Genomic DNA, 25,616 nt, shown 5'->3' with positions numbered 1-25,616 from the left:
CGATCGGGGGCCCGGACTAAAACCGTGAACCGCATGCTACGGGCATTGATTCGGGCTGGGCCTAGACGTTGCCGATCCCGGAAACCACGTTCGCGCGGCCCTCGGCGAGGCTGTAGGAGAGGCCGATCACCGCGGCACGGCCGTCCTCGATTGCGGCGGAAATCACACGGGAGCTGTCCACAAGGCGCTGGGACGTCTGCTTGACGTGCTCCACCACCATGTCGTTGATCTCGTGCTCGCCGTTCCGCATGGACGTCAGCACCGAGGGCGTGATGCGCTCCACCAGGTCCCGCATAAAGCCCACGGGCATGTTGCCGGTGTCCACTGCGGACTTGGTGGCACTGACGGCGCCGCAGCTGTCATGCCCCAGCACCACGATCAGCGGCACCCCCAGCACACTGATGCTGTACTCCAGGGAGCCCAGTACGGCGTCGTCAATCACCTGGCCGGCGGTGCGCACCACGAAGGCGTCCCCCAGGCCCAGGTCGAAGATAATCTCCGCGGCGAGCCGGGAGTCCGAGCAGCCGAAGATCACGGCAAACGGGTGCTGGTTTTCCACCAGCGACGACCGGCGGGACGCGTCCTGGTTCGGGTGCGACGATTCGCCGGCAACAAAGCGTTCGTTGCCTTCGCGCATGCGACGCCAGGCAAGGGCGGGGGTCAGGTAGGTAGCCACGGGCTTACTTTACGGGGCGGTGCTGGCCGGCGGCGAAACTGTGACGGCCGGGTTGGCTTCCATGGACTGCACGACGGCGGCGGCGAGTTCGGCGAATTCGTCCACCTGAGCGCTTCCCGTCAGGACAACGGTGGTTCCGCGGTAATTCAGCACCATGCTTTTCTCGCCTTTGCCGGTGTCACGCAGCTCCCAGTCCTGTCCGCCCGCCGCACGCGTTCCCGTCACGGGAGCGCTCTTGGTCTGCTGGACGAGCCAGGTGGGGTTGGACTGGCGGGTCTGGACCAGGCCGATGAAGGACTCGTTCGGTGTCAGGTAGCCAACTTCCCAGGTGGGAACGCCGCTGCCGCTGCCCGACTCCCATCGTGCGTAGTTGGACGTGAATGACTTGCCGGTGTCCGGTGTTACGGGTGTGAATCCCGCCACATCCGTGGCGTTCCGGGCTACTGCGCTGACGTCGATGTCCGGGCGGAATCCGTCGCTCTTGGGGAGCGGGTTCATCAGGATGATGGGCAGGAAGGCGGCGATGCTGACCACCAGGGCAACGATCATGCCGATCACGGAGGCGTTGGCGCGCTTCGCCGCGGCGGCCGGGATTACTGGGCGGACGGGGGCTGCGTTGGCCGTGCCGGCGCCGTCGCCTTTAGCTCCGGAGTCGGAGGGGCCGGGCCCGGGGCTGGTTTTTTCCTGCATTTCACTCACCCCTCTATAGTCGCTCATGTTTACGCGCAACTCACAGTCGGTGGAGTGCGGGGGACTCCGGGCCCATGTTGCAGGGGGACGTCATGCCACGCCCCGGAGGCGCCGCCACGACTATGATCAGTATCAGAGGAATCACCGCACCGGCTGAATCCGGCCGCGCGGGTCCAATGATCGCCACTCGAAGAAGAGGTTCACGTGTCACCAGCGCCTATGACCCAGCAGTACTCCACGATTTCCCCCTCCCTGGCCGTGGGCATCGACGAGCCAGACCGCAACCTCGCCCTTGAACTTGTCCGCGTCACCGAGGCCGCGGCCATCGCCGGCGGCCACTGGGTTGGTTTCGGCGACAAGAACAAGGCGGACGGCGCGGCCGTTGACGCCATGCGCTCCTTCCTTCACACGGTCCACTTCAACGGCGTTGTGGTCATCGGCGAAGGCGAAAAAGACGAAGCCCCCATGCTGTTCAACGGCGAACACGTTGGCGATGGCACCGGCCCTGAGTGCGACGTTGCCGTGGACCCGATCGACGGCACCCGCCTGGCCGCCCTCGGCATCAACAACGCTTTGGCAGTCCTCGCCGTGGCTGAGCGCGGCTCGATGTTCGATCCGTCCGCCGTGTTCTACATGGAAAAGCTCGTCACGGGCCCGGAAGCCGCCGACATGGTGGACCTCCGCCTGCCGGTCAAGCAGAACCTGCACCTGATCGCCAAGGCGAAGGGCGTGAAGGTCAACCAGCTCAACGTCATGATCCTTGACCGCGACCGCCACCGCCCCCTGGTCGAAGAGATCCGCGAAGCCGGCGCACGCACCAAGTTCATCATGGATGGCGACGTTGCCGGCGCGATTGCCGCAGCCCGCTCCGGCACGGGTGTCGACGCCCTCATGGGCATCGGCGGCACACCGGAAGGCATCGTTGCAGCCTGCGCCATCAAGTCCCTCGGCGGCGTCATCCAGGGCCGGCTCTGGCCCACCAGCGACGACGAGAAGCAGAAGGCCATCGACGCCGGCCACGACCTGGACCGCGTGCTGTCCACCAACGACCTCGTGTCCAGCGACAACTGCTACTTCGCGGCCACCGGCATCACCGACGGCGATCTCCTTCGGGGCGTCCGCTACTCCAAGGACAAGGTCCTGACCCAGTCCATCGTGATGCGGTCCAAGTCCGGCACCATCCGCTTTGTTGACGGCGAGCACCAGGCCAGCAAGTGGGAAGGCTACGCCCGCAAGAACTAACAGGCATTCTGCGCGAACGGACACTTGAGGCCCCGGAACTGTGGGGACTCAAGTGTCCGTTCGCGCGTGTCCCCTGCCTCGCGAGCCATTTTGGACGTCCCCGGACCGGTGGCGGGACTGCAAGGCGGCCTTCACCAGTTCGAGGACGAAGGGTTTGTCTCCCTCAAGGTCCTCTTTGAAGACCCTGACTTCCGTCCAGCCGGGCCGCTCAGTGACGGTCCGGCGCTTGTCGTAGAGCCGCACTTGCCGGGCATCCGAGTGATGGGAGCCGTCGTACTGTAGCGCCAACCGGTGCTGAGTGTACGCAGCATCCGGCCACACCGCGGGCTGCCCCCAGCCATTGCGGATCATGTGGTTCAAAGCCGGTTCGCCGAGGCCCGTGCGCGCCAGTGCCAGCCGCATCTTTGTTTCCTGTGGGGAATCGGCACCAACCCTGATTTCGTCGATGGCCAGCCGTGCCGTCTTCATGCCCCTCAGTCCCGGATGTGCGGCGATCATGGGGTTCAAATCACTAATTGTGGCCAGTGGCACTTTGGGCCGGGGAAAGTCCGTTCCGTGGCTGGCAACCACGGAATCGCCGACGGCAATCAATTCATCAACGGTGACCAGATTTGCCAAATCCAGCCAAGTCCGGGCTGGCGAGGTGACGCGGACGCCGTCGTGCATCAGAACCTCGCCCGGCTTGAACGTCATCCGGTGGCCTACGACGTTCTGGCGCCGGGGTCTGCTGCCTTCCCGTTCCCGCGCCACGTGGATCCGCCAGTCTTCCTCGAGCCACGAGTGGCAGCCCCAACTCCCATATTCTGCCGCCCGAGTTGCGCAACACCCCGAAAGCCGCCGCGGTGGCCGACGTAAATGATCCGGTAAGTAGCTCCTCAGGGAGCGGTGCGAGGCCCATACTTCAGTGTGCACACGTCCGGCGGTGGCAAAGAGGTTATCCACAGGCATTCTCCGCTCGAATGCGCGAGAGGACACCTGTGTCCCTTGGCCAGAGGCTCCGGGAGGGGCTTAAATGACCGTTCGCGCGGGGGTGAGGGGCTTTAAGTGACCGTTCGCGCCGGGCGCGCGGAGGGGGAGCGGAGGGCGCGGAGCTTGTCGCGCAGCTTGCGGGCCAGTTGGTAGGCGTTGTACCGGAGCCTCTGCACCGGGAGATCCCAGGTGCCGGGGTACGCCACCTCGCGGCCGCCGAAGGACTTCTTGAACGCGGTGAATCCTGCCCATTTGTGGCTGGGCTGGTCCGCGGGCGCAACACCCCACAGGTCGACGTGTTTCAGGCCGCGTTCCTTGGCGTCCGCCATCAGGGTCACCAGGAGCGGTATCCCCGCACTGAGCTTGCGGTGCGTGTCATCCAGGGCTGCGTGGGCATACGTCCGGGTATCCGCGGAATCGTAGGCCAACGCCGCGGCGATGGGACCGCCGTGCAGTTCGGCGATAAACAGCGTCGCGGCGCCTGCCGGCATGAGGGAGGCCGCCACCTGCGTCAGGTACGCGTCGCTCTGCGGCTTGAAGCCGTTCCGCCGGGATGTCATGTGCAGGAAGTTCAGCAGGATCCTGATGTCGTCCGGGTCCTGCGACGTCCGGAAGGTGACGCCCTTCTTGTGGATGTTCCGGTAGAGGTTCCGGTTCACGGGCTTCATCGCGGCCAGGACGTCCTTGAAGTCACCTTCGAGGTCAACGATCCAGCTGAGTTCAGGCTGCTGGTTCACGGGCGCCGGCTGCAAGCCGCGCCGGCTGAGGTCCGCGGCGGCCGGCATCTCGAGTCCGGCGGACACCGGCTCAATCCGGACAAACACAGCCCCGCACGACCGTGCCGTTGCCGCCAGGGCGGCCAGGGCGGCGTCGAACGCCTCCGCGGAGGATGCCACCGGCCCGTAGGGGGCGTACAGGACCTTTCCGGCCGGGTTTTTCTCCTCGACGGCCAGGAAGCTCCAGCCCGGGCCGGACTGCTGATGGACTGTGCGGCCAAGCGACGACTGGACATCCGCCCAGGCAGGCGTCTGCAGGAAGAATTCCACGGCTCAGGCCTTCAGGGATGTGGTCACGGCGAAGGCAACGGCAGGGGACTCGGCACCGGCCACCGGGTGGACATTGACCGGTGCTTCCGCGGCGGGCAGGAAAGCGCTGCCCCCGCGGGCCAGCTGCAGGTCGCCCTTGGGCGAATCGAGATACACCGATCCGGCAACGACAATAACGACGACGGCACCCGCCTGGGCCAGCGGCACCGGCTCCGCGCCGGGTGCCAGTTCGATCCGCTGAAGCTGGAACTCCCGGAAGGGCGGCTGGTAGAGCTCCTGGCCAAGGCCGGACACTTCCGGCGTGAGCAGGGGGACTGCCACCGGCTGGAATTCGATGGTCCGCAGCAGCTCGGGCACATCGATGTATTTCGGCGTCAGCCCGCCGCGGAGCACGTTGTCCGAGGACGCCATGACTTCAACACCCAACCCATGCAGGTAGGCATGCACGTTGCCCGCGGGGAGGTAGACGGCCTCGCCGGGGGCCAGCGAAATCCTGTTCAGCAGCAGCGAAATCAGCACACCGGGATCACCCGGGTACTTCTCGTTGAGGCTGATGACCGTGGACAGTTCTGCCTGGTACGGTGCCAGCGGAGCGCCGGAGATCAGGGCGGCCGCCACCATCGCTGTCGTGTGGGAGACCTCTTCGCCGCCCTTGATCAGCCGCTCGAAGGCAGTCCTGAGGCCGGCACCCTCGTCCGGGTTGTCCAGGACCTCGAGCAGCTCCACCAGCAGGGGCGGGATCCCGGTTTCCACCAGGTCGAAGCAGGCGGCAAGGTGGAGCAGAATCTTCCGGGTTGCTGCCGGAGAACGGAACCCGCAGAGCGCTTCGAACGGTGTCAGCGCGAAGATCATTTCGGGCTTGTGGTTGTCATCGCGGTAGTTGCGGTGCGTGGCATCGGGCGCAATGCCTTCAGCATTTTCCCGGGCGAATCCGGCTTTGGCCTGGTCGATGCTGGGATGGACCTGGAGGGACAACGGCAGCGCGGCAGCAAGGATCTTGGTCAGGAACGGGAGCCGCGGGCCAAACTCGGCCACAGATTCGCTGCCCAGGAAATGGTCCGGATCTTCGGCGATCAAGGCGTCCAGCGGTGCCACGGAGCCGTCCACCCGGCGGGCCATTGAAGGGGCGCCGGGGTGGGCGCCGATCCAGAGTTCGGCTTCGGGACGACCGGACTCGGGGCGTCCCAGCAGCCCGGCGATAGCGGTTGTGGATCCCCAGGCGTAGTCGCGGAGGACGTTTTCAATTTCGTACACAGCCGGTATCCATTCTTGGTCTTCAGGTCTACGTAGTCTTGCAGTCACGTGCTGCGGCCGGGTTTTCCAGGCGACGGCGCAGCGGGCCTAGAGCGGCGCGCATTGGCCGTTGGTGGCCACGAGTTCACGCAGCGCCTGTTCGTTGCCTTCGCGTTTGAGCTGGTTCAGCATCGCCTCGGTGATCGGCTCGCCGTCGGGCGTTGTGGTCACCGGCGTGAAGTCCGACGACGGCGGGGCAGTCTGCGCGCGGACTCCACCGGCTGCCAGGAACGCAGCCGTGGGCAGCTGCGAGGACGCCTGCAGCCGTCCGCCGGCCGCGGCGGGCTGCAAGATGCCGTCGACCGGCGTGGCAGCCTGGGGCTGCCCCGACGCGGAGGCCAGGAGCTGGTCCACCTTCTCGTGGATGATGTCAAAGTCGGGCACGGTGGAGAAGGATGCGTCAAAATCAGGTGGCCCGATGGTCAGCCGTTTGACTTCCTGGCCTTTGGCCTTCATGGCGAGATCCACGAAACTGCCCAGCTGGGAGGAGGAGATGTTGGAATCCACCACTTTGGTGCCTGCGCTGGCGATGTCCTCGAATTTGGACACCAGCGTGGCCGGATCCAGCTGTTTGAGCATGGCCTGTTGGACACACTGCTGACGCTGGATCCGGGCGTAGTCGTCGACGAATTCGCGCGAGCGTCCGTACCAAAGTGCGCGGTCGCCATCGAGTGTTTGTTCACCGGCGGGAATCCAGCCCAAGGGCATGCCATGAGTGCGGGTAACTTCGTCGAAGTAGCCGCTCATAGGCACCCAGCCGCCGGCCTTGATCCGGATTCCGCCCATGGCGTCGATCAGCTTGGCGAAGCCATCCATGTCCACCAGCACGTAGGCCTGGACCGTGATCCCGAGGGTCCCCGATACCGCCTCAAGGGTGGCCTGGGCGCCGGGGTCTGCGACGCCCGGGTACAGGTCCGCGTGTTCGTTGGTCACTTCGGTGTTGATGGCATTGATGAGGCACGCGTCGCCGCAGTCGTAGCCGTCCGGGTAGATCTCGCGCATGGGCGAGCCTTCGCTGAACTGGGCGTTCTGCAGGTTGCGCGGCACGGAGATGATGGCTGTCTGGCCGGTCTTTGCGTCCACGCTGAGTACGGACAGGCTGTCCGGGCGCCTGCCTGTACGGTCGTCGCCGGCGTCACCGCCCATCATCAGGAAGTTGTAGCGGCCGTCCACGGGATCGATCGCTGGTCCCCCCGCGAAGATGCTGCCGATGGCGTTGCGGCTCACATTCAGCAGGTACGCGGCATACCCGAGGGTGCCGCTGCTCAGGACCAGGGCGAGGAACATGGCGATGCCGACGGCGGGACGCGCCGCCGGTGCCAGCAGGACGGGGCGGATCAGCCGGAGTGTGTTGATGAACAGGCACGCCCATCCGAGCGCCAGGGCCACCAGGACCAGGATGATCACCAGCGAGGCAAACTGATTGGTGAGGATGTTGATCAGGAGCGACCGGTTCACGGCCAGCAGCAGCAGGGTGACCGCCAGCAAAGCCCAGGCGGTCAGGGTGACGCGCAGGGCAATCCGGCCGAGCTTGCGGTCGCCGGCCACAATCTGGGCGCTGCCGGGCACCAGAAGGGTCATCAGGACCAGGGCAAAGCCCCGTTTGGTCCGGACAGGGGCTGAGGCGCTGGTCGGATACCGGACGGGATCAGTGATGATCGTGCCGGTGGCTGGCTGCTGCGGTTCGCTTCTGGACATGTCCGGTTCCTTAACGGCTGCCCCGGAGAACACCATTGCCGTCGGCGAAGACTTCGCTGACTTTCTGCCTGAGGTTGGCTCCCTTGCGGGTGGCGACGTCGTTGAGTTCCTGGGCGAAGTGCACGAGGTCGGCGCGGAGCGAGGCTGCCAGTTCGTCCGTGCCCGACGCGAGGATCCGGACCGCGAGCAGGCCTGCGTTCCGGGCACCGGCAATGGACACGGTGGCTACGGGAACGCCGGCCGGCATTTGCACGATGGAGAGGAGGGAATCCATGCCGTCCAGGGTCTTCAGCGGGACCGGGACGCCAATAACGGGCAGGGGAGTCACGCTCGCCAGCATGCCGGGAAGGTGGGCAGCTCCGCCGGCGCCCGCGATGATGATGCGCAGCCCGCGTTCGTGGGCGGTCTGGCCGTACCGGATCATTTCGGTGGGCATCCGGTGTGCGGAGATCACATCGGCTTCAAAAGGGATGCCGAACTCAGCCAATGCATCCGCGGCGGCCTCCATGACCGGCCAATCCGAGTCTGAGCCCATGACCAGCCCAACGATGGGACGGGGGCCGGTGCGGGCGGTGCCGGTGGTGGTTTCGGTGGTCATGCGTTCTCCTCGGAAATCCGTGCTGATTCTTCGGTGGGAACCCGGCCGTCGCGGATGATGGCCGCCACACGGGTTGCGCGTTGCCGGACCGAGTCCACATCATCCGTGGAGGTCCCTACGAGGTTGACATGGCCAATCTTGCGTCCCGGACGCACTGACTTGCCGTAGCAGTGGACCTTGGCGGCCGGCTCGCTGGCGAGGGCGGCCGGGTAGGCGGAAAACAGATCCTGGTTGTCGCCGCCCAGGAAGTTTTTCATGACCACTATCGGGCCCACGATGTCGGTGGCACCCAGCGGCAGGTCCAGGACCGCCCGCAGGTGCTGCTCAAACTGGCTGGTGACCGAACCGTCCTGGGTCCAGTGGCCGGTGTTGTGGGGGCGCATCGCGAGTTCGTTGATCAGGAAGCCGGCGCCGGAGCCCGGTGTTTCAAAGAGTTCCGCCGCCATGACTCCGGTGACGCCCAGTTCCGTGGCGACGCGCAGTGCCGCGTCTTCCGCAGCCGCGGCGACCTCGAGGGGGATGTCCAGGGCAGGGGCGATGACTTCGTCGCAGACGCCGTCCACCTGGATGGTGTGCACCACCGGCCATGCTCTCGCTTCGCCGCCCGGGGTCCGCGCCACCAGCGCGGACAGTTCGCGGCTGAACTCAACTTTGGCTTCGGCGAGGAGCGGGCTCATGGCTTCGAACCACGGAGCAGCCTCTTCGGCGGCCTCGGCGGAGTCGATGATCCGCACGCCCTTGCCGTCGTAGCCGCCGCGCGGCATCTTGAGGACAACGGGCCAACCCGTTTCTTCGCCGAAGACCACGAGCGCGGCGACGTCAGCGACAGCAGCCCAGGTGGGGTTCGGGAGCCCAAGGCTGTCGATGGCGGCCCTCATCACCAGCTTGTCCTGGGCATTAACCAGGGCGTCCGGACCGGGCTGGACATTCACGCCGGCGGCCAAAAGCGCGCGGAGGTGGTCCGTGGGGACGTGTTCGTGGTCGAACGTCATGACATCCAGGCCGTCCGCGAAGTCGAGGAGAGTCTGGAGGTCCTTGTAGTCGCCCACCGGTGAAGTGGACACAGCCGACACGGCTGAAACGTCCTCCGCCTCAGCCAGGACACGGAGTTCAAAGCCAAGGGCGGTAGCGGCCGGGGCCATCATGCGCGCGAGTTGGCCGCCGCCAACCACGCCGATTACTGGAAAAGTCACATATGCCAGCCTACAGAAAAGCTCACGGGATCCGGGCTTTGGGACGTCGGGGGGCCCGCTTTTCGGGTATTTCCGCGATCACCCTGCACTCCGCGTGGGGCCGGTTCACCGATTTCGGGTCTAAAATAGACCTCTGGCCGTGTGGCCCAATGAACGGACGGCCATGGAGGGTCATGTTTAGCGCACTTGCAGATCGTATCCGGGGGCTCGCCTCGCTATTTTGGCGTGAAGTGGCCAAGTTCGGAGCCGTGGGCGGTGTGGCCTTCGTCATTGACTCGGCAATCTTCATCTGGCTGTTCACCGGTCCGATGCACGGCAGCGAGGTCTGGGCCAAGGCCGTGGCAACCATCGTGGCAAGCATCTTCTCGTGGGTTGCCAACCGTTACTGGACGTTCCGCCACCGCAAGCAGGCCAACGTGGCCCGTGAGGCCGTGCTCTTCGCCATCATGAACCTCGTGGGACTGCTGATCGCCTCAGGCTGCGTCTGGTTCGCGAAGTACATCCTGGACCTGAACGACAAGCCCTCGCTCTTTATAGCCGGCAGCGTGGTGGGCCTGGTTCTGGGCACCATCTTCCGCTTCTTCGCTTACCGGTTCTGGGTCTTCAACGAAGAACTGGACCAGGAACCGGAGTTCTCCCACGACCACGAGCTCATCGAGCGGCACCACCAGGAGAAGGCTGCTGCTGCCGCCGCCCAGCGCGGGGAACAGCCGGACAGGGACTCACAAGAAAGCCGCCGTCAGCCCTGACGCAGGAAAACTATTTGCCGTGGATGCGTTCCGCGGCCAGCAGCTTGTCCGTCAGTTCCACATCGGGGTGCGCCAGCACCACTGAACCACCGCTGTGCCACGCGCCGAGCGAGTCCGCCAGCGCCGGCTCCAGCCCTTCAGAAGCCGGGACCAGAAGCCTGACGCCTTCCTCATGCGACGCCGCAAAACCAGTGATCAGGCTTTCGTGGATGTGCCGCTGGCCTCCGCCAGCCCGAATGGCACAGCCGGCCGCCGAAGGGTCCGTGTGTGCCATAAAGACGTCACCATGGGAGCGGACCTCGGCGGCGTAGTCGATGACTCCGGCAGGCAGGTCACCCGGCCACCGCATCGCCAGGGCCGGCAGCGCGACGGCGATAACGGCGTCGTGCTTCCCCACAACGGTTCCGGGCCGGTCGGTGACGAGGAGCTCCGCCTCCCCGCCGTCCAGGACTGTTTCCATGCCCAGCTGCCAGGCGGCCAGTGCCCAGATCATTGACTTCCAGTGGGCTGGCAGGTCAAGGGTCAGCCGCATGCCGGGCTCGGCATCGAGTTCGTCCTGCAGCAGATTGCTCGTTTTTGCCACCCAGTTGTCCAGCACACGACCGGAGAGTTCCACGCGCTCGGAGTCCGGGCCGTACCAGGTCAGGCGGGGCGACGTGGCGTGGCCGGAACGCAGGGTGGTCATCAGATCTATCGCCGGGATACTCATGGCTTTATCTTGTCACGGACCCCATGGGGCGTCCGTGGCGGGGATGCCGCGCGCCGAGTCCCTAAGGATCCCAGGCGGGTCCCGCAGGGCTGTGATGTTACTCACAGGAGTTTGTCATCTTATTTGTCTAATTCGGGCTGCGCCTGTATTTTTGGCAGCTACTCAGCGGAAACGGGACCTTTTGGCCGCCGATGCGGACCGTCAGGCCTCCGGCGCGCGGGGACTTCGAAAAACTCCCGGGCGTGGCGTGCCAGCGATTGGCCCGGAAAGTTGATTATTATCCCGTCCACGGCTTGACTCCCTACTAGTTACACGCGTGTAATTAGATATCGAAAGTCACTGCATCAATACGGACACGCAACCGAGTGTCCAAGTATTCAGGCAAGGGCTGCAACATTTGGGGAGGGTCGCAGTGGGGCAAGCAGAGCGTATCCATGAAGATGCCGTCGTCGCTGGACTGGCAACGGCTAAATACCGCGCACGGGGGGTGCCGAGCGACTGGTACGTCGATCCCGCGGATCCCGACGCCGCGGACCGCCATAACCGCAACACCAATGACTCCCTCCAGAACCAGGCCACAGCCTTCCTGGCGGCGCACGAAGCACTCCTTGACGGCGGACACGATCAGGACGATGACGACCTGGATCCGCCCATGGAACTACGCACCCCGGCACAGGGAACAAGTACTCAGCCGGTGTGGATCGGACTGCCGTTCAGGCAGGACTTCGACGACGAAGGCGAACTCGGCTGGCAGACTGATGCATTGTGCGCGCAAACGGATCCGGAAGCCTTCTTCCCGGAGAAGGGCGGATCCACGCGCGACGCCAAGAAGGTCTGCGGTGCATGCAATGTGCGGTCGCAGTGCCTGGAATATGCGCTGGCAAACGACGAACGGTTTGGCATTTGGGGTGGCCTTTCCGAGCGTGAGCGCCGGCGGCTAAGGAAGCGAGCAATCTAATTCTTCAGGAAGTACATGTCACTGCCGTTGTGGTGTCCCACAACGGCAGTGCCTATCTCCCCAGAACCCTGGCTGCCCTCGCGGACCAGACCCGGCCCGCGGACTCCGTCATCGGAGTGGACACCGGATCGCGTGACGACTCCGCCGTCCTCCTGGAACGGGCCTTCGGCGCAACCAATGTGAGCACCTTTCCGCCCGGCAAGAGCGGCATGGGCGGCGCCGTGCGCGCCGGGCTCAACACGCACGCGCCCTGGGCAGGCCAGTCCCAGCGCGCCGCCACCGAGTGGGTCTGGCTGCTTCACGACGATGCGGCTCCGGCCCCGGAGGCGCTGGCCGAACTCCTCAGTGCCGTGGAACGCGCACCATCCGTGACCGTGGCCGGCTGCAAGCAACTGGACTGGCACGTGGAACGCCGGCTGATCGACGTCGGACTCTCCACCAGCCGCTGGGCCGAGCGGCTTACCCTGATCGATGCCGACGAACTGGACCAGGGCCAGTACAACGGCCGCACTGACACGTTTGCGGTGAACTCGGCCGGCATGCTGGTCCGCCGTGATATCTGGGAGCTCCTGAAGGGCTTCGACCCCGCGCTGCCGGGCACCGGCGACGACGTCGACTTCTGCTGGCGCAACCGCCTCGCCGGGCACCGTGTGGTGGTAGTTCCCACCGCACGGATGTTCCACGTAGCCCACCGGCCCCATGCCCAGGGCAACGCTTCCGCGGCGCGAAAAGCCCAGGTCCATCTGCGCCTCAAGCACGCCCCGCTGTGGAAGGTGCCTATCCATGCTGTCGGTGCGCTGCTGGGCAGCATCTTCAAGCTCGTGCTCAGCATCGCGGTCAAGGATCCCGGGCACGGTTTCTCCCAGCTTGTGGCCACATTCGCTGCCCTGGCCCGGCCCGGTGCCGTGGCAAAGGCCCGCAGGACCGCGGCAAACAGCCGGCGGATCCGGCGGTCCGTCATCAAGAAGCTGCAGACGCCCCGGCGTGAAGTCTGGAACCACCGCCGCTCCCTGATGGAAGCCCTGGGCGCCGACAACTCCACGGCCGATGGCCTGGTCCATGACCCCCTGGCGGACCAGCCCACGGGGGACTCATCAGATGACTTCGCTGCCCTGACCACCACCGAACGGGGTTGGGTGGGGACCGGCGCCATCGCCGCCATCGTCATCGCGTCCGTGGCTTCCCTCACGGCGCTCACCGGGCTGTTCCGGGCCGACGCTGTTTCCGGTGGAGGCCTCATTCCGGTGTCCTCCACCCTTGGCGAAATCTGGCACCACGCCTCCAGCTCGTGGATCAGCCTGGGGGCAGGGCTTCCGGGCAAGGGCGACCCCTTCGGCTATGTGCTGTGGATCCTTGGCCTGCTCGGCGGGGGAGACGCCAACGCGGCCATGGCCTGGCTCCTGCTGCTCGCCGCCCCGCTTTCCGGGCTGACCGCATGGTTTGCGGCCGGGGGCCTGACCATCCGGCGCCGCTTCCGCCTCGTTGCCGCACTCTTCTGGGCGGCCGCTCCTGCCTTGCAGATAGCACTGAACCAGGGCCGAGCCGGTGCCTTGGTGGCCCACATCATGATTCCGCTGCTGGTCCTGGCACTCCTGCGCGCCACCGGGTCCGCTGTGGGCCACGGACGGTTCATTGTCCCGTCCGCGGATGACCGGCGTTTCACCGAAAAACCACCCGCACGGCCTGGGATCAACGGCATGCCGTCCTGGACCGCTGCCGCCGCCGCAGGGTTGACGCTGGGTGTTGTGACCGCGTCGGCGCCTTCACTGCTAGTCCCGGCCGTTGTGGTTATTGTGCTCTGCGGGCTGATGCTTGGCCGCCGTGGCCGCACCGTGTGGTGGGCTCTTTTGCCCAGCGCCGCGCTCTTTCTCCCTTTCGGGCTGTCCGTTATCGACCGGCCGCGGGCATTGCTGGCAGACCCGGGTGTTCCGCTGGGATTCGAGGCGGCCCCGCTGTGGCAGCAGTTCCTGGGCCAGCCGCTGCTGTTCTCCGCCGAAGGTGGCCTGTCCGGCCTTTCGTTCTTCAGCGGCCAGGCGATCCCATGGGCACTCGTGCTCGCACTGCTGCTGGCCGTTCCCGTCCTGCTGCTTGCCGTTGCCGCCCTGTTCCTCCCGGGTAAGCGCAGCAGGACGGCACATGTTCTCTGGGTGGCGGCTCTGGTGATCTTCGCCGGTGGCTGGCTCGCAGGGCACGTTGCCACCGGGGCAACTGCCGACACCCTGGTGACACCCTTCACCGGTCCGGCCGTCTCCGCCGCCGGGTTCGCCCTGCTCGGGGCAGCCCTGATCGGTGCAGAGCGTTTGCTTGATGCCGCGGACCGGGCGGCGTCGCCGAGTATTCGGCGCAACGTGGCCCTTCGCTCCGCGACGGCCCTTGCCATGCTGGTGCTGCTTGCCGGTCCGCTGGCCGGCATGGCGGTGTGGTCGGCGCAGAACCTGCTCCGTTCCTCAGTCGTTGCCCTCCCGGCCGACGTGCCGGCAGGGCCCGCGCTGGGAACGCCAAGGCTGGTGGAGCCAGGCAGCGCCCGGACGCTTCCCGCCACCGCCATAGACCGTGGCACCGGGCCGGAGCAGACACGCACGCTGCTGATCAGCACCCAGGAGAACGGCGCCTTTGACGCGGCCCTGATGCGCGGTGCCGGGACCACCCTGGACAGCTTGTCAACGATTGCCGCCGCCCGGAACATCCTGGGCGCGCCCGGCCAGGAGTCGGTCAGGGAGGACGACGACGTCACGGCGTCCATCCGCAGCGTGGTGGCCACGCTTGTGGCCGGCCAAGGCGTGGACCCCCGTCCCGAGCTTGAGCGCCTCGGTGCCGGATTCGTGGTGCTGCGCTCGGCAGATACCGCCGCCCAGCTCACGGCCAGCAGGATGGACGCAGTTCCGGGGCTCGTTGCCGTCGGCCAGACGGATGTCGGCTGGCTCTGGCGGATTACGCCGCTGAACCAGCCGGTACTGCAGCCCGCCGACGTTGCCCATCGCGTCAGGATCGTGGACGGCGCCGGCGCCACTGTGGCGCTGGTGCCCTCCAAATACGACGACGTCGACACTCCCGTCGCCGAGGGACCGGAAGGGCGGCTGGTGGTGCTCGCCGAACGGGCGGACCCGGGATGGAGGGCCTGGTTCGACGGGCGGAAGCTCACTGCCACGACATCCGGCTCGGCCCAGGCCTTTACCTTGCCTGCCACCGCCGGCCAGCTGACCATCCGCTACGACGCCCCTTGGGCCCTCTGGTCCGGAATCGCACAGATCACAGTGATCGGACTCACTGTAATGCTCGCCATTCCCATGCCCGCGCGCCGGCCCAACACAGGGCTCTCGAGGGACGAGGGATCTTTGCGTAAGGAACACCAGAATGCATAAGGACGCAGCCCGCAGGACGCCGCGCAAGCAGATGCTGGCAGGCATGGTCTCGGCCGTGGCGATTGTGGCCGCAGCAGGCGCGGGACTCGCTGCCGCCTCGGTCGCTCCGCAGCCGGCAGGGAGCCGCAGCATCCCGGCCGTGCTGGCTGCAGTTCCCGCAGGCGCCAGCGCGGGGGTGTGTCCTGGCCCGGCCCGCCTGCTCGAAGGAACGGAGGCGGGCACCGACCCCCAGTTCAGCCCCGAATCCGCGACCGCCAAGAGCGCTGTCACGGGCGCCGTCCTGAGCGCTCCCGGCGGTGTCCTTCCCGGCAGCAGGCTCGCCGCCCTTGACGGGACGCCCGCCGTCGAGATCGCCAAGGACGGCAGCCAGCCCGGCCAGGGGACAGGTCCCCAGGACCTGACCGCCGGCGTCCTCGCCGGGCACAGCGTGGATGACGCCAGCCTCCTGAGCGCCGACGCCCAGGCAGGCCAGAAGCCCTCAGCCGCCGGGCTTATGAAATTCACGGCCACGGACGGTGACCTGCAGGGCTCGGCGGCTGCCAATTGCCAGCCGCCCGCCAACGACCTCTGGCTCTCCGGTGCCAGCACCACCGTGGGCCGCGCCTCCGTCCTTGTCCTCAGCAACGCCTCAAGCACACCTGCCACCGTCAGCCTGGAGCTCTTCGGCAGCAAGGGTCAGATCCAGGCCCCAGGCAGCAGGGGGCTGCTGGTCGCTCCGGGAGGTACCCGCTCAATCGTCCTGGCTGGCCTGGCCCCTGGTGAAGCCCAGCTCACGGTCCATGTCCGGAGCGCGGGCGGTCCCGTGGCCGCGGCCATCCAGCAGAGTGTCCTGAGGGGACTGACGCCCGGCGGCGTCGACTTCATTGCTCCGGGCGCCGCTCCGGCCGCACGGCAGGTCATGACCGGCGTCGACATCCAGGACGCCGGCGCGATCTCCGCCCTCACGGGAAACAGCGGCTTCAACGACGCCGGCCCCGCGCTGGCCATCACTGTTCCGGGACCGTCGGACGCGGTGGTGGAGGTCAAGCTCTTCGGTCGTGATGGCCAGAAAGCGCTCCCCGGCGGCGGCGTTGTCACGGCAAGAGCCGGGGCCGTCACCGAGATTTCGCTGGCTGGCGTGCCCGCCGGCCACTACACGGTGTCCACCAGTTCGGACGTGTCGTTTGTGGCCGCAACCCGCGTCACCCGGGGCGTCACGAACGAGAAGGCCTCGGACGTTGCCTGGGCTGCCTCCGGTGTCCGGCTGGGAAGCCAGCATGTGGTGCCTGTGCCCCAGGGCGGTGACCGAACCCTCGTGTTCGGCGTCCTCGAGAACCGGGCCACGGTCTCCTACGCTGCCATCACCGCGGACGGCAAGATCCGCGCGGCAGCCACTGCCGACGTCGCCGGCGGCACCACAACGTCCATCAAGGTATCCGAGAAGGTGGACGAGTCGGAAGTGGTGGCGTACGTTGTCTCCGCGTCAGGTGACGCTGTCTACGGCGCGCTGCTCCTGGAGCAGGAAGGCCGGGACGACGTCTCCACGGTGGCCTTCACGCCGGCGGCTTCAGGGCAGGAAAAAGTGCCGGTTTCCCTGGGATACTGACCGGCCAGTACCGGCGGAGTCAGTACCGGCGGCGGTAGACCGGATCCAGGGTCTCCGGCGCTACGCCGAGCATTTCGGCGGTGTGTTCCACCACGACGTCGTGCACCAGGTCCTGGAGTTCCTCCCGGCTGGCGCAACCCTGCTCAACCACCCGGCGGTACAGGGTGATCACCGGGCCCTCCTCTGCCGTGGCGGGAGTGTAGACGCCCATGGGAGGCGGGGCGGCGTCGGCCACCAGTTGCTCCAGCTGCGGTGGTATTTCGTCGACGGCAAACCGGACGCCGTCGAGCGTTTTGCCCCAGATGTCGTGGAGTCGCTGCGCGGAATCCAGCACCATGTCGTCAAAGCGGTCCGACCGCGTCCGATAACCGGGGTGCGTTGGCAACACCAGCTCCCCGCGCAGGCCGCGGCCGTGGCGGTTCCGGCGGCGCATCGCAAAGCTTCGGCCGGGCGAACCCGAACCCGTTTCTGCGGCGCGGTCATCCGGGTCAGCCAAACGGACCGTAAAAGCTGAATCTTGGTTCGATGACTGCATACCTTGACTGTAAACCCGGGCGCAGAATTACGCGACATAGCCCCGGTTTGCGTGCCAGGGCGCGGCGGCAGTTTCGGCAAATACTCCGAACAAGCAGGGATACGGAGTAGTCTGTGTTGTCGTGGGAGCCATCCGTCAATGTTCAAGGTCAGCCTGTCGTCAGTCGGCGGTGGCAACTTTGACGTACGTCTATGCCGACTCCACCGCCGTTCTGGGCCCGCTTGCCACCTACGCCGAGCCGCATTGTTACGATTTGTGCGAGCAGCACGCCGGGTCACTGACTGTGCCCCGCGGCTGGGAAGTGCTTCGCCTGGCGATGCCCACAAGCCCGCAGCAGCCCGGACCGGACGACCTCCTGGCCCTCGCCAACGCGGTCCGCGAAGCAGCGGCCCAGCCGCCCAAGTCGCAGACCACGCCTGGTCAGCGTGGCTCGCATTCAGCACTGGAGGCCCCGGCCGGCACCGAAGGCGTCCGCCGGGGGCATCTGCGCGTCCTGCGCGAACCTTCCTGAGGCGGATCTGGCGGTAGGCTGGAACCTGCTAATCAGTCAGCCAACGGCGCGAACGCGCCCCTGTCGGGAGCACCAATCATGCCAAAGATCAGTCCTGAACTGTTGTCCGTCCTCCGCTGTCCCGTGACCGGATCGACCCTGGTCCAGGAAGGCGAAGAGCTTGTGTCGACGGTGGCGGGAGATTCGGGTGTGAAGCTGCGCTACCCGATCGAGGACGGTATTCCGCTGCTGCTGCCGCCGGAACTTCTCCAGGCCGCCACGGCTGCCGGTTCGGACCAGCACGATCCCGCCGTCCGGCCGGCCACGGACCCAAGTCGGGCAGGTACTGCATAGGCAACGCCTGGACAACCCGCACCCCCACCAGCAGTCGACTTTCGCGCAGAGGCTTCAACGCCGTCGCCGCCATCGGACAAAGCAAAGGAACCCCATGACATTTGACTACAAGGTAGCCGACATCTCGCTGGCCGAAGCCGGCCGCCACCAGATCCGCCTGGCCGAGCACGAGATGCCAGGCCTCATGACACTCCGCAAGGAGTTCGGACCCACCCAGCCGCTGAAGGGCGCCCGGATCGCCGGATCCCTTCACATGACGGTCCAGACTGCCGTCCTGATCGAAACCCTCACAGCCCTCGGTGCCGAGGTCCGCTGGGCCTCCTGCAACATCTTCTCCACCCAGGACGATGCCGCCGCAGCCGTCGTGGTGGGCAAGGGAACGGTCGAGGACCCGCAGGGTGTCCCGGTGTTCGCCTGGAAGGGCGAGACGCTGGAGGAATACTGGTGGACTGCACAGCAGATCCTGGCCTGGCCGGGCGCGGACACCAATCCGGAGCTCGGCCCGAATATGATCCTGGACGACGGCGGCGATGCCACCATGCTGGTCCACAAGGGCGTTGAGTTCGAAGCTGCCGGCGCTGTACCTGCTGCAGACGAAGACGAGTCCGAGGAAGGCCGGATCTTCCTGGACGTGCTTCGCGCCTCGCTGCAGGAAGATCCGCAGCGGTGGACCCGGATCGGGGCCAGCCTGCGCGGCGTCACCGAGGAAACCACCACCGGCGTGCACCGGCTCTACCAGCTGGCTGAACAGGGCAAGCTGCTGTTCCCGGCCATCAACGTCAACGACTCGGTCACCAAGAGCAAGTTCGACAACAAGTACGGCATCCGCCACTCGCTGCCTGACGGCATCAACCGCGCCACCGACGTCCTGATGGGCGGCAAGGTGGCCGTCGTCTGCGGTTATGGCGACGTCGGCAAGGGAGCCGCAGAAGCATTCCGCGGCCAGGGTTCCCGCGTCATCGTCACAGAGATCGATCCCATCTGTGCCCTCCAGGCAGCCATGGACGGCTACCAGGTGGCCAAGCTGGAGTCGGTGCTGAGCCAAGGCCACATCTTCATCACCACCACCGGGAACAAGGACGTTATCCTGGCCGAACACATGGCCGGCATGCGTGACAAAGCCATCGTGGGCAACATCGGCCACTTCGACAACGAGATCGACATGGCTGGCCTGGCGCGGATCCCCGGCATCAAAAAGGTGGAGATCAAGCCGCAGGTGCATGAGTGGGTGCTCGACGCCGGGACCGCCGAAGAGCGCTCCATCATCGTCCTGTCCGAGGGACGCCTGTTGAACCTGGGCAACGCCACCGGCCACCCGTCCTTCGTGATGAGCAACTCGTTCGCCAACCAGACCATCGCCCAGATCGAGCTGTGGACCAAGCGGGACCAGCCCGAAGGCGAACGCGAATACGGCAACCAAGTCTATGTCCTACCCAAGATCCTGGACGAAAAGGTTGCCCGCCTGCACCTCGACGCCCTCGACGTGGAGCTTACGGAACTCTCCAAGGAACAGGCCGACTACCTGGACCTGGACATCGCCGGACCGTACAAGCCCGAGCACTATCGTTACTGACGTGTGATGCCCCGGGTGCAGACGGTGCCCGGGGCTGTTATGTCCAAGCATTAAGATCGGACTATGGAACCTGTAGTTAAGCCACGCCGGCGGGGGACCGCCAAGAAGATTCTCTTGGTGGCAGCCGTGTGTGTCCTTGCCGCAACGGGCGGCGTGTTCGCCGCCGTCGCGCCGGGTTTTGCGCGCGGTGGCCTGGAGTCCGAAGCCAGCTCCGCAGTCCGGTCCGCACCGGGAGTCGCATCGCCCGTGGTGGCCCCGGTCAACGTGGACGTCACGCCGGCCAACGCCGCAAAGCAGGTGAACCCGGCCACGCCGGTGTCGCTCAAGGTGGGCAACGGCAGGATCGAGAGCGTCACGCTGACCAGCACCGCCGGTGAAGTAGTCCACGGCACGTTCGCAGGGGACGGCAGCAGCTGGACTGCGACCGACCCGCTGAAATTCAACACCGAGTACAGCTACACGTATGTGGTCACTGACGGGGCGGGACGGGATACCAGCACCACAAACTCGTTCAGCACGGTTTCGAGCACGCACGAGGCGGATGCCGCCATCTACCCGCTGGACGGGATGAAGGTTGGCGTGGGCCAGCCGCTGCAGGTCATCTTCAGCGAACCGGTGGTCAACCGGGATGCCGTGGAGAAGGCCATCAAAATCACCTCCAGCGCAGGGCAGGCCGGGGCCTTCCACTGGTTCAGCGACACCATGGTCCGGTACCGCCCGGAAGCCTTCTGGGCGGCGAACTCCACCGTCACCATGGACATGCAGCTTTTCGGCGTGGACCTCGGCAACGGCCAGATTGCCAACTTCAATAAAAAGGTCACCGTGAATTTCGGTGACAAGCGGGTGGCTATCGCCGATGCCGCCGCACACACTTTCACGCTCAGCGTTAATGACCAGGTAGTGAAAACCCTCCCGGTCAGCATGGGCGATCAGCGCTTCCCGTCAGCGCGCGGCTACGCGGTCCTGATGGAAAAGAACCGCTATGACCACTTCCGGGCGGCCAGCATCGGACTTAAGCCCGGCGATCCGGCCTACTACGGCGAAGTGGACGTGGAGTATGCCATCCGCCTCACCCTGAGCGGCGCCTACATCCACCAGGCGCTGGAGTCCGCCTACCCCTTCATCGGCAACACGAACGTCTCACACGGCTGCATCGGGTTCGCCCCCGACGGCGCCGCCTGGGTTTTCGACAACATGACCACCGGCGATGTGGTTCAGATCATCAACACCGAAGGCGACTACGCCGCCGTCGACGACGGCTATGGCGACTGGAACATCCCCTGGGCAGAGTACAACAACTAAGCACCGTTCGGCCAAGGCCCAGGCCCAGGCCCAGGCCCAGGCCCAGGCCTAGGGGCCGAACGGCAGGCGGTCCAACCGCTCCGCCGTGGCCGAGTTCCGGCGCCGGGACTGCTGCAGCCGCGCGAGTTCACGGTGACGGCGTTCGGCGGTAACGGCCGCCAGGTACTGGTCCGGGCTGGTTCCCGGGGGCGGCGGAGGGGCCACATGCCCGGCCAGTTCCGTGGCGATCGACTCGGCCATTCCGGCGGCGGACAGCGGTGACATGCGCCCGGCCTGCCGGATGAATTGGGCAGCCTGCCGTGCGGTCGCATCCGGAATCCGTCCGATGTCCGCTGCTGAGGCCCAGGCCTGAAGCTGTGGGGGTACAAAGACGCGGACCGGTACCTCCACCGGCAAGCGCCGGCGCAGCGCATACGTGCCGGCGAGGATGTCACCCAGCCGTTTGGAGCGGCTGTTGAAGAGGGCGACGCCGATGGCGAGGCCGCCCAGGGTCAGGTAGATTTCCAGGAATCCGGTCAGCCCCCGGATCACGGCGTGGCGGAACCGGATGGCGCCGCCGTCGTCCCGGACCACGCGCAGGCCGGCCGCCAGTTTTCCGAGCGAGAGCCCCCGGGTGAGGGTCTCCACGGCTACCGGGACAATCACGAAGCAGAAGACCACGCTCACCAGCGTCAGCGCCCGCATTGCCGCCTCGTCAAGGTCCTGGCCGGCGGCTGCGACGCCCAGCAGCATCAGGACCAGCAGGATGATGTTGAACAGGACATCCAGCAGCAGGCCAAGGGCACGGGCGGCGAAGGATGCGGGGCGCAATTCCAGGACCACGGCCTCGCCGGTGATTATCGAACCCAAGCGGATACCCCAATCCCTTGTCAACCATCCTGCGGACGATCACAGTCTATGGCGGCTAGGCTATTGCCGTGGATATGGATGCCTTCTCCGCCGCCAACGGGGACAAGTGGTCAAGGCTGCACCAGCTCGCCCATAAGCGGCGCCTCAGCGGCGAAGAGGCCGATGAACTGCTGCGCCTTTACCAGTCGACTTCGGCTCACCTTTCCTTCATCCGGTCGATTGCCCCGGAGAGTGGCCTGTCTGCGTCATTGTCCGCCACCCTTGCCCAGGCCCGGACCCGTTTCACGGGCGCACGGTCCAACGTGATGGCGGACCTGGCCCGGTTCTTCGTGGCTGCCCTGCCGGCGGCTTTGTACCGCCTGCGGTGGCTGACGGTGGTGTGTGGCGCCGCATTTGTCCTGGTCGCGGGCGCCTACGCGCTATGGATCGGGACGTCCCCCGAGGCCCTGCGGTCCGTTGCCTCCGAGGCTGCGGTCCGGCAGTACGTCGAGGAAGACTTCATTGATTACTATTCGGAGAATCCTGCGGCCTCGTTTGCGGGGGCCGTCTGGACCAACAATGCCTGGATCAGCGCGCAGGCGGTGGCACTGGGCATCACCGGCTTCTGGGTACCCATGATCCTGTTCACGAACGCCCAGAGCGTCGGGATCGCCGCCGGAGTTTTCGCCGCCGTGGGCCAGCAGGATGTCTTTTACAGCTACATCCTGCCGCATGGCCTGATGGAGCTGACGGCTGTTTTTATTGCCTGCGCGGCGGGCTTGAGGATCTTCTGGGCCATGGTGTCCCCGGGGCCACGGACGCGGGGACGGGCCGTGGCGGACGAAGGCAGGTCGCTGATCACCGTGGCCCTGGGGTTGGTGCTGGTGCTGTTCGTTTCGGGAATAGTGGAAGGTTTTGTCACGCCCAGCCCGCTTCCGGTATGGGCCAAGATCGGCATCGGTTTGGCGGTGCTGGCTGCCTACTGGGGCTACGTCCTGGTATGGGGACGGCGGGCCTATGACGCCGGTGAACGCGGCGACTTGGTGGCTGGCGACGCTGGATACAGCGAAATCGCCGCATGAATCCGGGAGCGACGGGGTGGCTCCTCGCCCTCGTGGAGGAGCGGGCGGTAGGCTCGATATCAGATACACGGCGCTGCCCGGATCAGAGCCGGCGGCGTGGAACCCAACGGAAGTGACGCTGCTGTGAACGACAATTCGCCGACCCCTGCCAAACGCACGGAGCCGCAGCCGGATCCGGACCTGGATACTTCGTCGGACTCGGAAGAGCCAGCTTTTGCCTGGCTGAAAGACTCCGGCTCCAGCACTCCCGACGTGTCCCCATCACGTAGCGGTGCCGGGCAGGGCGGTGTCACCCAGCCCGAAAGCCGCGCCGGCCGCAAAGCCGCGGAGGCCGCCGTCGAACCTCCCGCCGTCGTACCTTCTGTAGAAGAGTCACTCCGCAAAGAACCGTCCGCCCAGGGTGCCACCCGAAACGGTGCCCACTTCAGCGAGCCGCTGCCCACGTCAGCGCTGCAGGTCCGTCCGCCGCAGGAGGACGTGGAGCGCCGCAACGCGGAGCGCGAAAGCGCAGCAAACGCCAAGCCTGTGGCCCCGCGCATCTGGCAAGTCCTGCTGGCCCTTTTCTACCCGGTGATCCTGCTGGTGCTGGCCGTCCGCGCGGTCACCAGCCCGCTGTTCCTGTGGGCCGAGTACAACAGGCCCGGGTTCCCGGGCGACGGGTACGGGTTCAGCACCGACGACCGGATGACGTACGGTTCCTACGCGGTTGACTACCTCAGCAACTGGGCAGGGCCGCGGTACCTGGGTGATCTGGTCAACCGCAGCGGCGGGGACCTTTTCAAGGACGGCGAAGTCAGCCACATGGCCGACGTGAAAGTTGTCATCCTTTCCGCGTTTGGCGGGGGAGCACTCCTGATCGTCCTCAGCCTCGTGGCCATCGCATACCTGCGCCGCCGCAGCACCGGCGGTGTGCGCCGCGGACTCTTCGCGGGATCCATTGTTGCGCTGGCGATCATCCTGGGCCTTGGCGCGTTGGCCGTGCTCGGCTGGCAGCAGTTCTTCACCGAATTCCATCGGATCTTCTTTGCCAGCGGTTCCTGGACGTTTGCCCTTGAAGACACCCTGATCAGGCTGTTCCCGGGCCAGTTCTGGATCGATGCCGTCATTGTCATCGCCGCGCTGGTCCTCCTGGCGGCCCTGGTGACGCTCATCCTCACTTGGCCCACCCGCCGCCGTCGCGGCCTGGCCAAGGATGAGCCGATCGCCGCTGAGGCGTAGCCCCAAGCAACTGCACGTGCTCAGCCGTTTATTTTGCCGGGCTGCTTCTTGCGGCCGGTGATGGTCAGGAAGCCCTCTGGGTCCAGCTCGCCGAGATCTCCGGTACGGAAGAACCCGTCCACAAAGGCCTCCGCGGTGGCGGCTTCATTGGCGTGGTAACCCTTAAACACACCGATCCCCTTGATCAGCACTTCGCCGTCCTCGGACACGCGGATGGTGGTGCCCGGCAGGGGGACGCCCACGCTGCCCACCCTGGTCCGGGCGGGCGTGTTGGACGTACAGGGGGCGGTTGTCTCGCTCAGCCCGTAGCCCTCAAGGAGCGGGATCCCGGCGCCGCGGAAGAAGTGCGCGTCCTCAGGTGCCAGGGGGCCGGCCGCCGATACCGCGTAACGGACCCGGCCGCCCAGGAGCTGGCGGAGCTTCGGGTACACCAGCCGGTCAAAGACGGCATGCCGCGCCCGCAACGCCAGCCCGGGTCCGCTGCCCCCGCCGCGGGCCACGGTGTCCTGTGCAGTGGAGAAACGGATGGCGGCGGCTGACGCAGCCCTGAAGATCCCCGCTTTCCCGGACCCGGCAGCCTGGTGCGCGGCGTCCGCCCGGACTTTCTCGAAGATCCGGGGCACCGCCAGGAGGAACGTGGGTTTGAACGTGCCCAGATCCGCCGGCAGATCAGCTGGACGGCTGACGTGGCCCAGGGTGGCGCCCGCATGGAGGCACGCCACCTGGGCAGCGCGGGCGAGCACATTGGCCAGCGGCAGGAACATCAGGGTGCGCGCGTTCTGCCCCTTGAGGATCTCCGGAAGAAAGGCGACGACGTTGACGGCCACGAGCGCAAAGTTGCCGTGGGTGATCACGCAGCCTTTGGGCCGTCCGGTGGTGCCGGAAGTGTAGGCCAGGGATGCGATGTCGTCCAGGCCCGCGGCGGAGCGGTGGCGTTCCAGCTCGGCGTCCGTGACGCCCATTCCGGCAGCCGAGAGGCTGGCGAGGTTCGGGGCCGCGCCGTCGTCATCCATCCTCACCACGGTCACCAGCCGGTCCTTGAACAGGGCGGAAGACTCCAGGACGCCTGTAATAAGCGACACCTTGCCGCGGTCCTGGGCGAACACGCGGCGCACGCCGGCGTCGTGCAGGATCCACTCCACCTGACCGGGGGTCGAGGTCTCGTCGATGGGGACGCTCACGCCGCCGGCAAACCAGATGGCGAAGTCCACCAGGGCCCACTCATAGCGGGTGGCGGACATTACGGCCACGGTGTCGCCGGGCTCCAGGCCGCCGGCGATCAGTCCTTTGGCGAGGGCGCAGACATCGTGCAGGAATTTTTGCGCCGGGACGTCGGTCCAGCCGTTGGGGCCTTTGCGCGCGTAGAGGGCGTGGGCCGGGTTGGCGGCCTCCCGCTGTCGCAGGAGATCGGTGACATTGCTGCCGGGCTCCAGCTCCACCAGGAGTTTTGTGCTAGCTTCTCGCAC

Annotated in this window: 22 protein-coding genes and 1 pseudogene; 11 read left to right on the top strand and 12 right to left on the bottom strand. The window is 66.3% G+C overall.

Going from position 1 to position 25,616, the window contains the following annotated elements; genetic code table 11:
* Positions 1-61 precede the first annotated feature (61 nt).
* Positions 62-676, bottom strand: a complete 615-nt coding sequence (locus NG701_RS08475; RefSeq protein WP_252566397.1) for a carbonic anhydrase — start codon at positions 674-676, stop codon at positions 62-64.
* A 9-nt stretch (positions 677-685) separates the two neighbouring features.
* Complete coding sequence (locus NG701_RS08470; RefSeq protein WP_252566394.1) at positions 686-1,366, bottom strand: DUF4245 domain-containing protein; 681 nt, start codon at positions 1,364-1,366, stop codon at positions 686-688.
* 219 nt (positions 1,367-1,585) lie between these two features.
* On the opposite strand from NG701_RS08470, the gene glpX reads away from it, so the two are divergent.
* Positions 1,586-2,608 (top strand): class II fructose-bisphosphatase, encoded by a 1,023-nt coding sequence (glpX, locus tag NG701_RS08465; RefSeq protein ID WP_252566698.1) that lies wholly within the window; start codon positions 1,586-1,588, stop codon positions 2,606-2,608.
* A 48-nt stretch (positions 2,609-2,656) separates the two neighbouring features.
* Here glpX and NG701_RS08460 read toward each other — a convergent pair whose 3' ends face one another.
* The 6 genes from NG701_RS08460 to NG701_RS08435 form a co-directional block, all read right to left on the bottom strand.
* Entirely contained in the window at positions 2,657-3,301 is a 645-nt protein-coding gene (locus NG701_RS08460) for a putative endonuclease domain-containing protein (RefSeq protein WP_252566391.1), read from the bottom strand.
* 347 nt (positions 3,302-3,648) lie between these two features.
* The gene (locus NG701_RS08455) at positions 3,649-4,623 is read right to left on the bottom strand and encodes a lipid II:glycine glycyltransferase FemX (protein ID WP_252566388.1); all 975 of its coding nucleotides are present in this window, start codon (positions 4,621-4,623) and stop codon (positions 3,649-3,651) included.
* A 3-nt stretch (positions 4,624-4,626) separates the two neighbouring features.
* Positions 4,627-5,877, bottom strand: coding sequence for a mannose-6-phosphate isomerase, class I (gene manA / locus NG701_RS08450; RefSeq protein ID WP_252566385.1), 1,251 nt, complete (start codon positions 5,875-5,877; stop codon positions 4,627-4,629).
* 87 nt (positions 5,878-5,964) lie between these two features.
* Positions 5,965-7,614 carry an LCP family protein gene (locus NG701_RS08445; RefSeq protein WP_252566382.1) on the bottom strand — a complete coding sequence of 550 codons (1,650 nt, stop codon included), beginning with the start codon at positions 7,612-7,614 and terminating at the stop codon, positions 5,965-5,967.
* 10 nt (positions 7,615-7,624) lie between these two features.
* Positions 7,625-8,212: a 5-(carboxyamino)imidazole ribonucleotide mutase gene (purE, locus tag NG701_RS08440; protein WP_252566379.1), complete on the bottom strand. Its 588-nt coding sequence runs from the start codon at positions 8,210-8,212 to the stop codon at positions 7,625-7,627.
* Positions 8,209-9,405 (bottom strand): 5-(carboxyamino)imidazole ribonucleotide synthase, encoded by a 1,197-nt coding sequence (locus tag NG701_RS08435; RefSeq protein WP_308292590.1) that lies wholly within the window; start codon positions 9,403-9,405, stop codon positions 8,209-8,211. Before NG701_RS08435 ends, purE begins: the two co-directional genes overlap by 4 nt.
* Positions 9,406-9,578: 173 nt before the next feature.
* On the opposite strand from NG701_RS08435, the gene NG701_RS08430 reads away from it, so the two are divergent.
* On the top strand, positions 9,579-10,154 hold the full coding sequence (locus NG701_RS08430) for a GtrA family protein (protein WP_252566376.1): 576 nt from the start codon (positions 9,579-9,581) through the stop codon (positions 10,152-10,154).
* A 10-nt stretch (positions 10,155-10,164) separates the two neighbouring features.
* On the opposite strand, the gene NG701_RS08425 is transcribed toward NG701_RS08430, so the two are convergent.
* Complete coding sequence (locus tag NG701_RS08425; protein ID WP_252566373.1) at positions 10,165-10,863, bottom strand: TIGR03089 family protein; 699 nt, start codon at positions 10,861-10,863, stop codon at positions 10,165-10,167.
* 412 nt (positions 10,864-11,275) lie between these two features.
* Between NG701_RS08425 and NG701_RS08420 the strand changes: the two genes are divergently transcribed.
* From NG701_RS08420 to NG701_RS08410, 3 genes are read left to right on the top strand one after another with little or no spacing between them, the layout of a single operon-like run.
* Positions 11,276-11,821: a WhiB family transcriptional regulator gene (locus NG701_RS08420; protein WP_252566370.1), complete on the top strand. Its 546-nt coding sequence runs from the start codon at positions 11,276-11,278 to the stop codon at positions 11,819-11,821.
* A gap of 29 nt (positions 11,822-11,850) precedes the next feature.
* On the top strand, positions 11,851-15,183 hold the full coding sequence (locus tag NG701_RS08415; RefSeq protein WP_252566367.1) for a glycosyltransferase family 2 protein: 3,333 nt from the start codon (positions 11,851-11,853) through the stop codon (positions 15,181-15,183).
* Positions 15,176-16,768 carry a DUF5719 family protein gene (locus tag NG701_RS08410; RefSeq protein WP_252566365.1) on the top strand — a complete coding sequence of 531 codons (1,593 nt, stop codon included), beginning with the start codon at positions 15,176-15,178 and terminating at the stop codon, positions 16,766-16,768. The genes NG701_RS08415 and NG701_RS08410 overlap by 8 nt, the downstream gene beginning before the upstream one ends.
* A 19-nt stretch (positions 16,769-16,787) precedes the next feature.
* Here the strand turns inward: NG701_RS08410 and NG701_RS08405 are convergent, their stop codons facing one another.
* Entirely contained in the window at positions 16,788-17,303 is a 516-nt protein-coding gene (locus tag NG701_RS08405; RefSeq protein WP_252566362.1) for a metallopeptidase family protein, read from the bottom strand.
* Positions 17,304-17,424: 121 nt separating this feature from the next.
* Here NG701_RS08405 and NG701_RS08400 point away from each other — a divergent pair, with 121 nt between their 5' ends.
* From NG701_RS08400 to NG701_RS08385, 4 genes are all read left to right on the top strand, one after another.
* Positions 17,425-17,814 carry a DUF3499 domain-containing protein gene (locus NG701_RS08400; protein ID WP_058929636.1) on the top strand — a complete coding sequence of 130 codons (390 nt, stop codon included), beginning with the start codon at positions 17,425-17,427 and terminating at the stop codon, positions 17,812-17,814.
* A gap of 78 nt (positions 17,815-17,892) precedes the next feature.
* On the top strand, positions 17,893-18,147 hold the full coding sequence (locus NG701_RS08395; protein ID WP_252566359.1) for a Trm112 family protein: 255 nt from the start codon (positions 17,893-17,895) through the stop codon (positions 18,145-18,147).
* 94 nt (positions 18,148-18,241) lie between these two features.
* On the top strand, positions 18,242-19,720 hold the full coding sequence (ahcY, locus tag NG701_RS08390) for an adenosylhomocysteinase (protein ID WP_252566356.1): 1,479 nt from the start codon (positions 18,242-18,244) through the stop codon (positions 19,718-19,720).
* Between the two features lie 63 nt (positions 19,721-19,783).
* Positions 19,784-21,022, top strand: a complete 1,239-nt coding sequence (locus NG701_RS08385) for a L,D-transpeptidase (RefSeq protein WP_252566353.1) — start codon at positions 19,784-19,786, stop codon at positions 21,020-21,022.
* 48 nt (positions 21,023-21,070) lie between these two features.
* Here the strand turns inward: NG701_RS08385 and NG701_RS08380 are convergent, their stop codons facing one another.
* Positions 21,071-21,871, bottom strand: coding sequence for an RDD family protein (locus NG701_RS08380; protein ID WP_252566350.1), 801 nt, complete (start codon positions 21,869-21,871; stop codon positions 21,071-21,073).
* 68 nt (positions 21,872-21,939) lie between these two features.
* On the opposite strand from NG701_RS08380, the gene NG701_RS08375 reads away from it, so the two are divergent.
* Both NG701_RS08375 and NG701_RS08370 read left to right on the top strand, forming a co-directional pair.
* On the top strand, positions 21,940-22,932 hold the full coding sequence (locus NG701_RS08375; protein ID WP_252566347.1) for a stage II sporulation protein M: 993 nt from the start codon (positions 21,940-21,942) through the stop codon (positions 22,930-22,932).
* A gap of 123 nt (positions 22,933-23,055) precedes the next feature.
* Entirely contained in the window at positions 23,056-24,150 is a 1,095-nt protein-coding gene (locus NG701_RS08370; protein WP_252566345.1) for a TIGR01906 family membrane protein, read from the top strand.
* 44 nt (positions 24,151-24,194) lie between these two features.
* Here the strand turns inward: NG701_RS08370 and NG701_RS08365 are convergent.
* Positions 24,195-25,616 (bottom strand): annotated as a pseudogene (locus NG701_RS08365) (AMP-dependent synthetase/ligase); the annotation flags it as partial.

Source organism: Pseudarthrobacter cellobiosi, from assembly GCF_023913815.1.
GTDB classification, from domain to species: Bacteria; Actinomycetota; Actinomycetes; order Actinomycetales; family Micrococcaceae; genus Arthrobacter; species Arthrobacter cellobiosi.
This window is presented reverse-complemented; position numbering and strand designations above follow the sequence as displayed.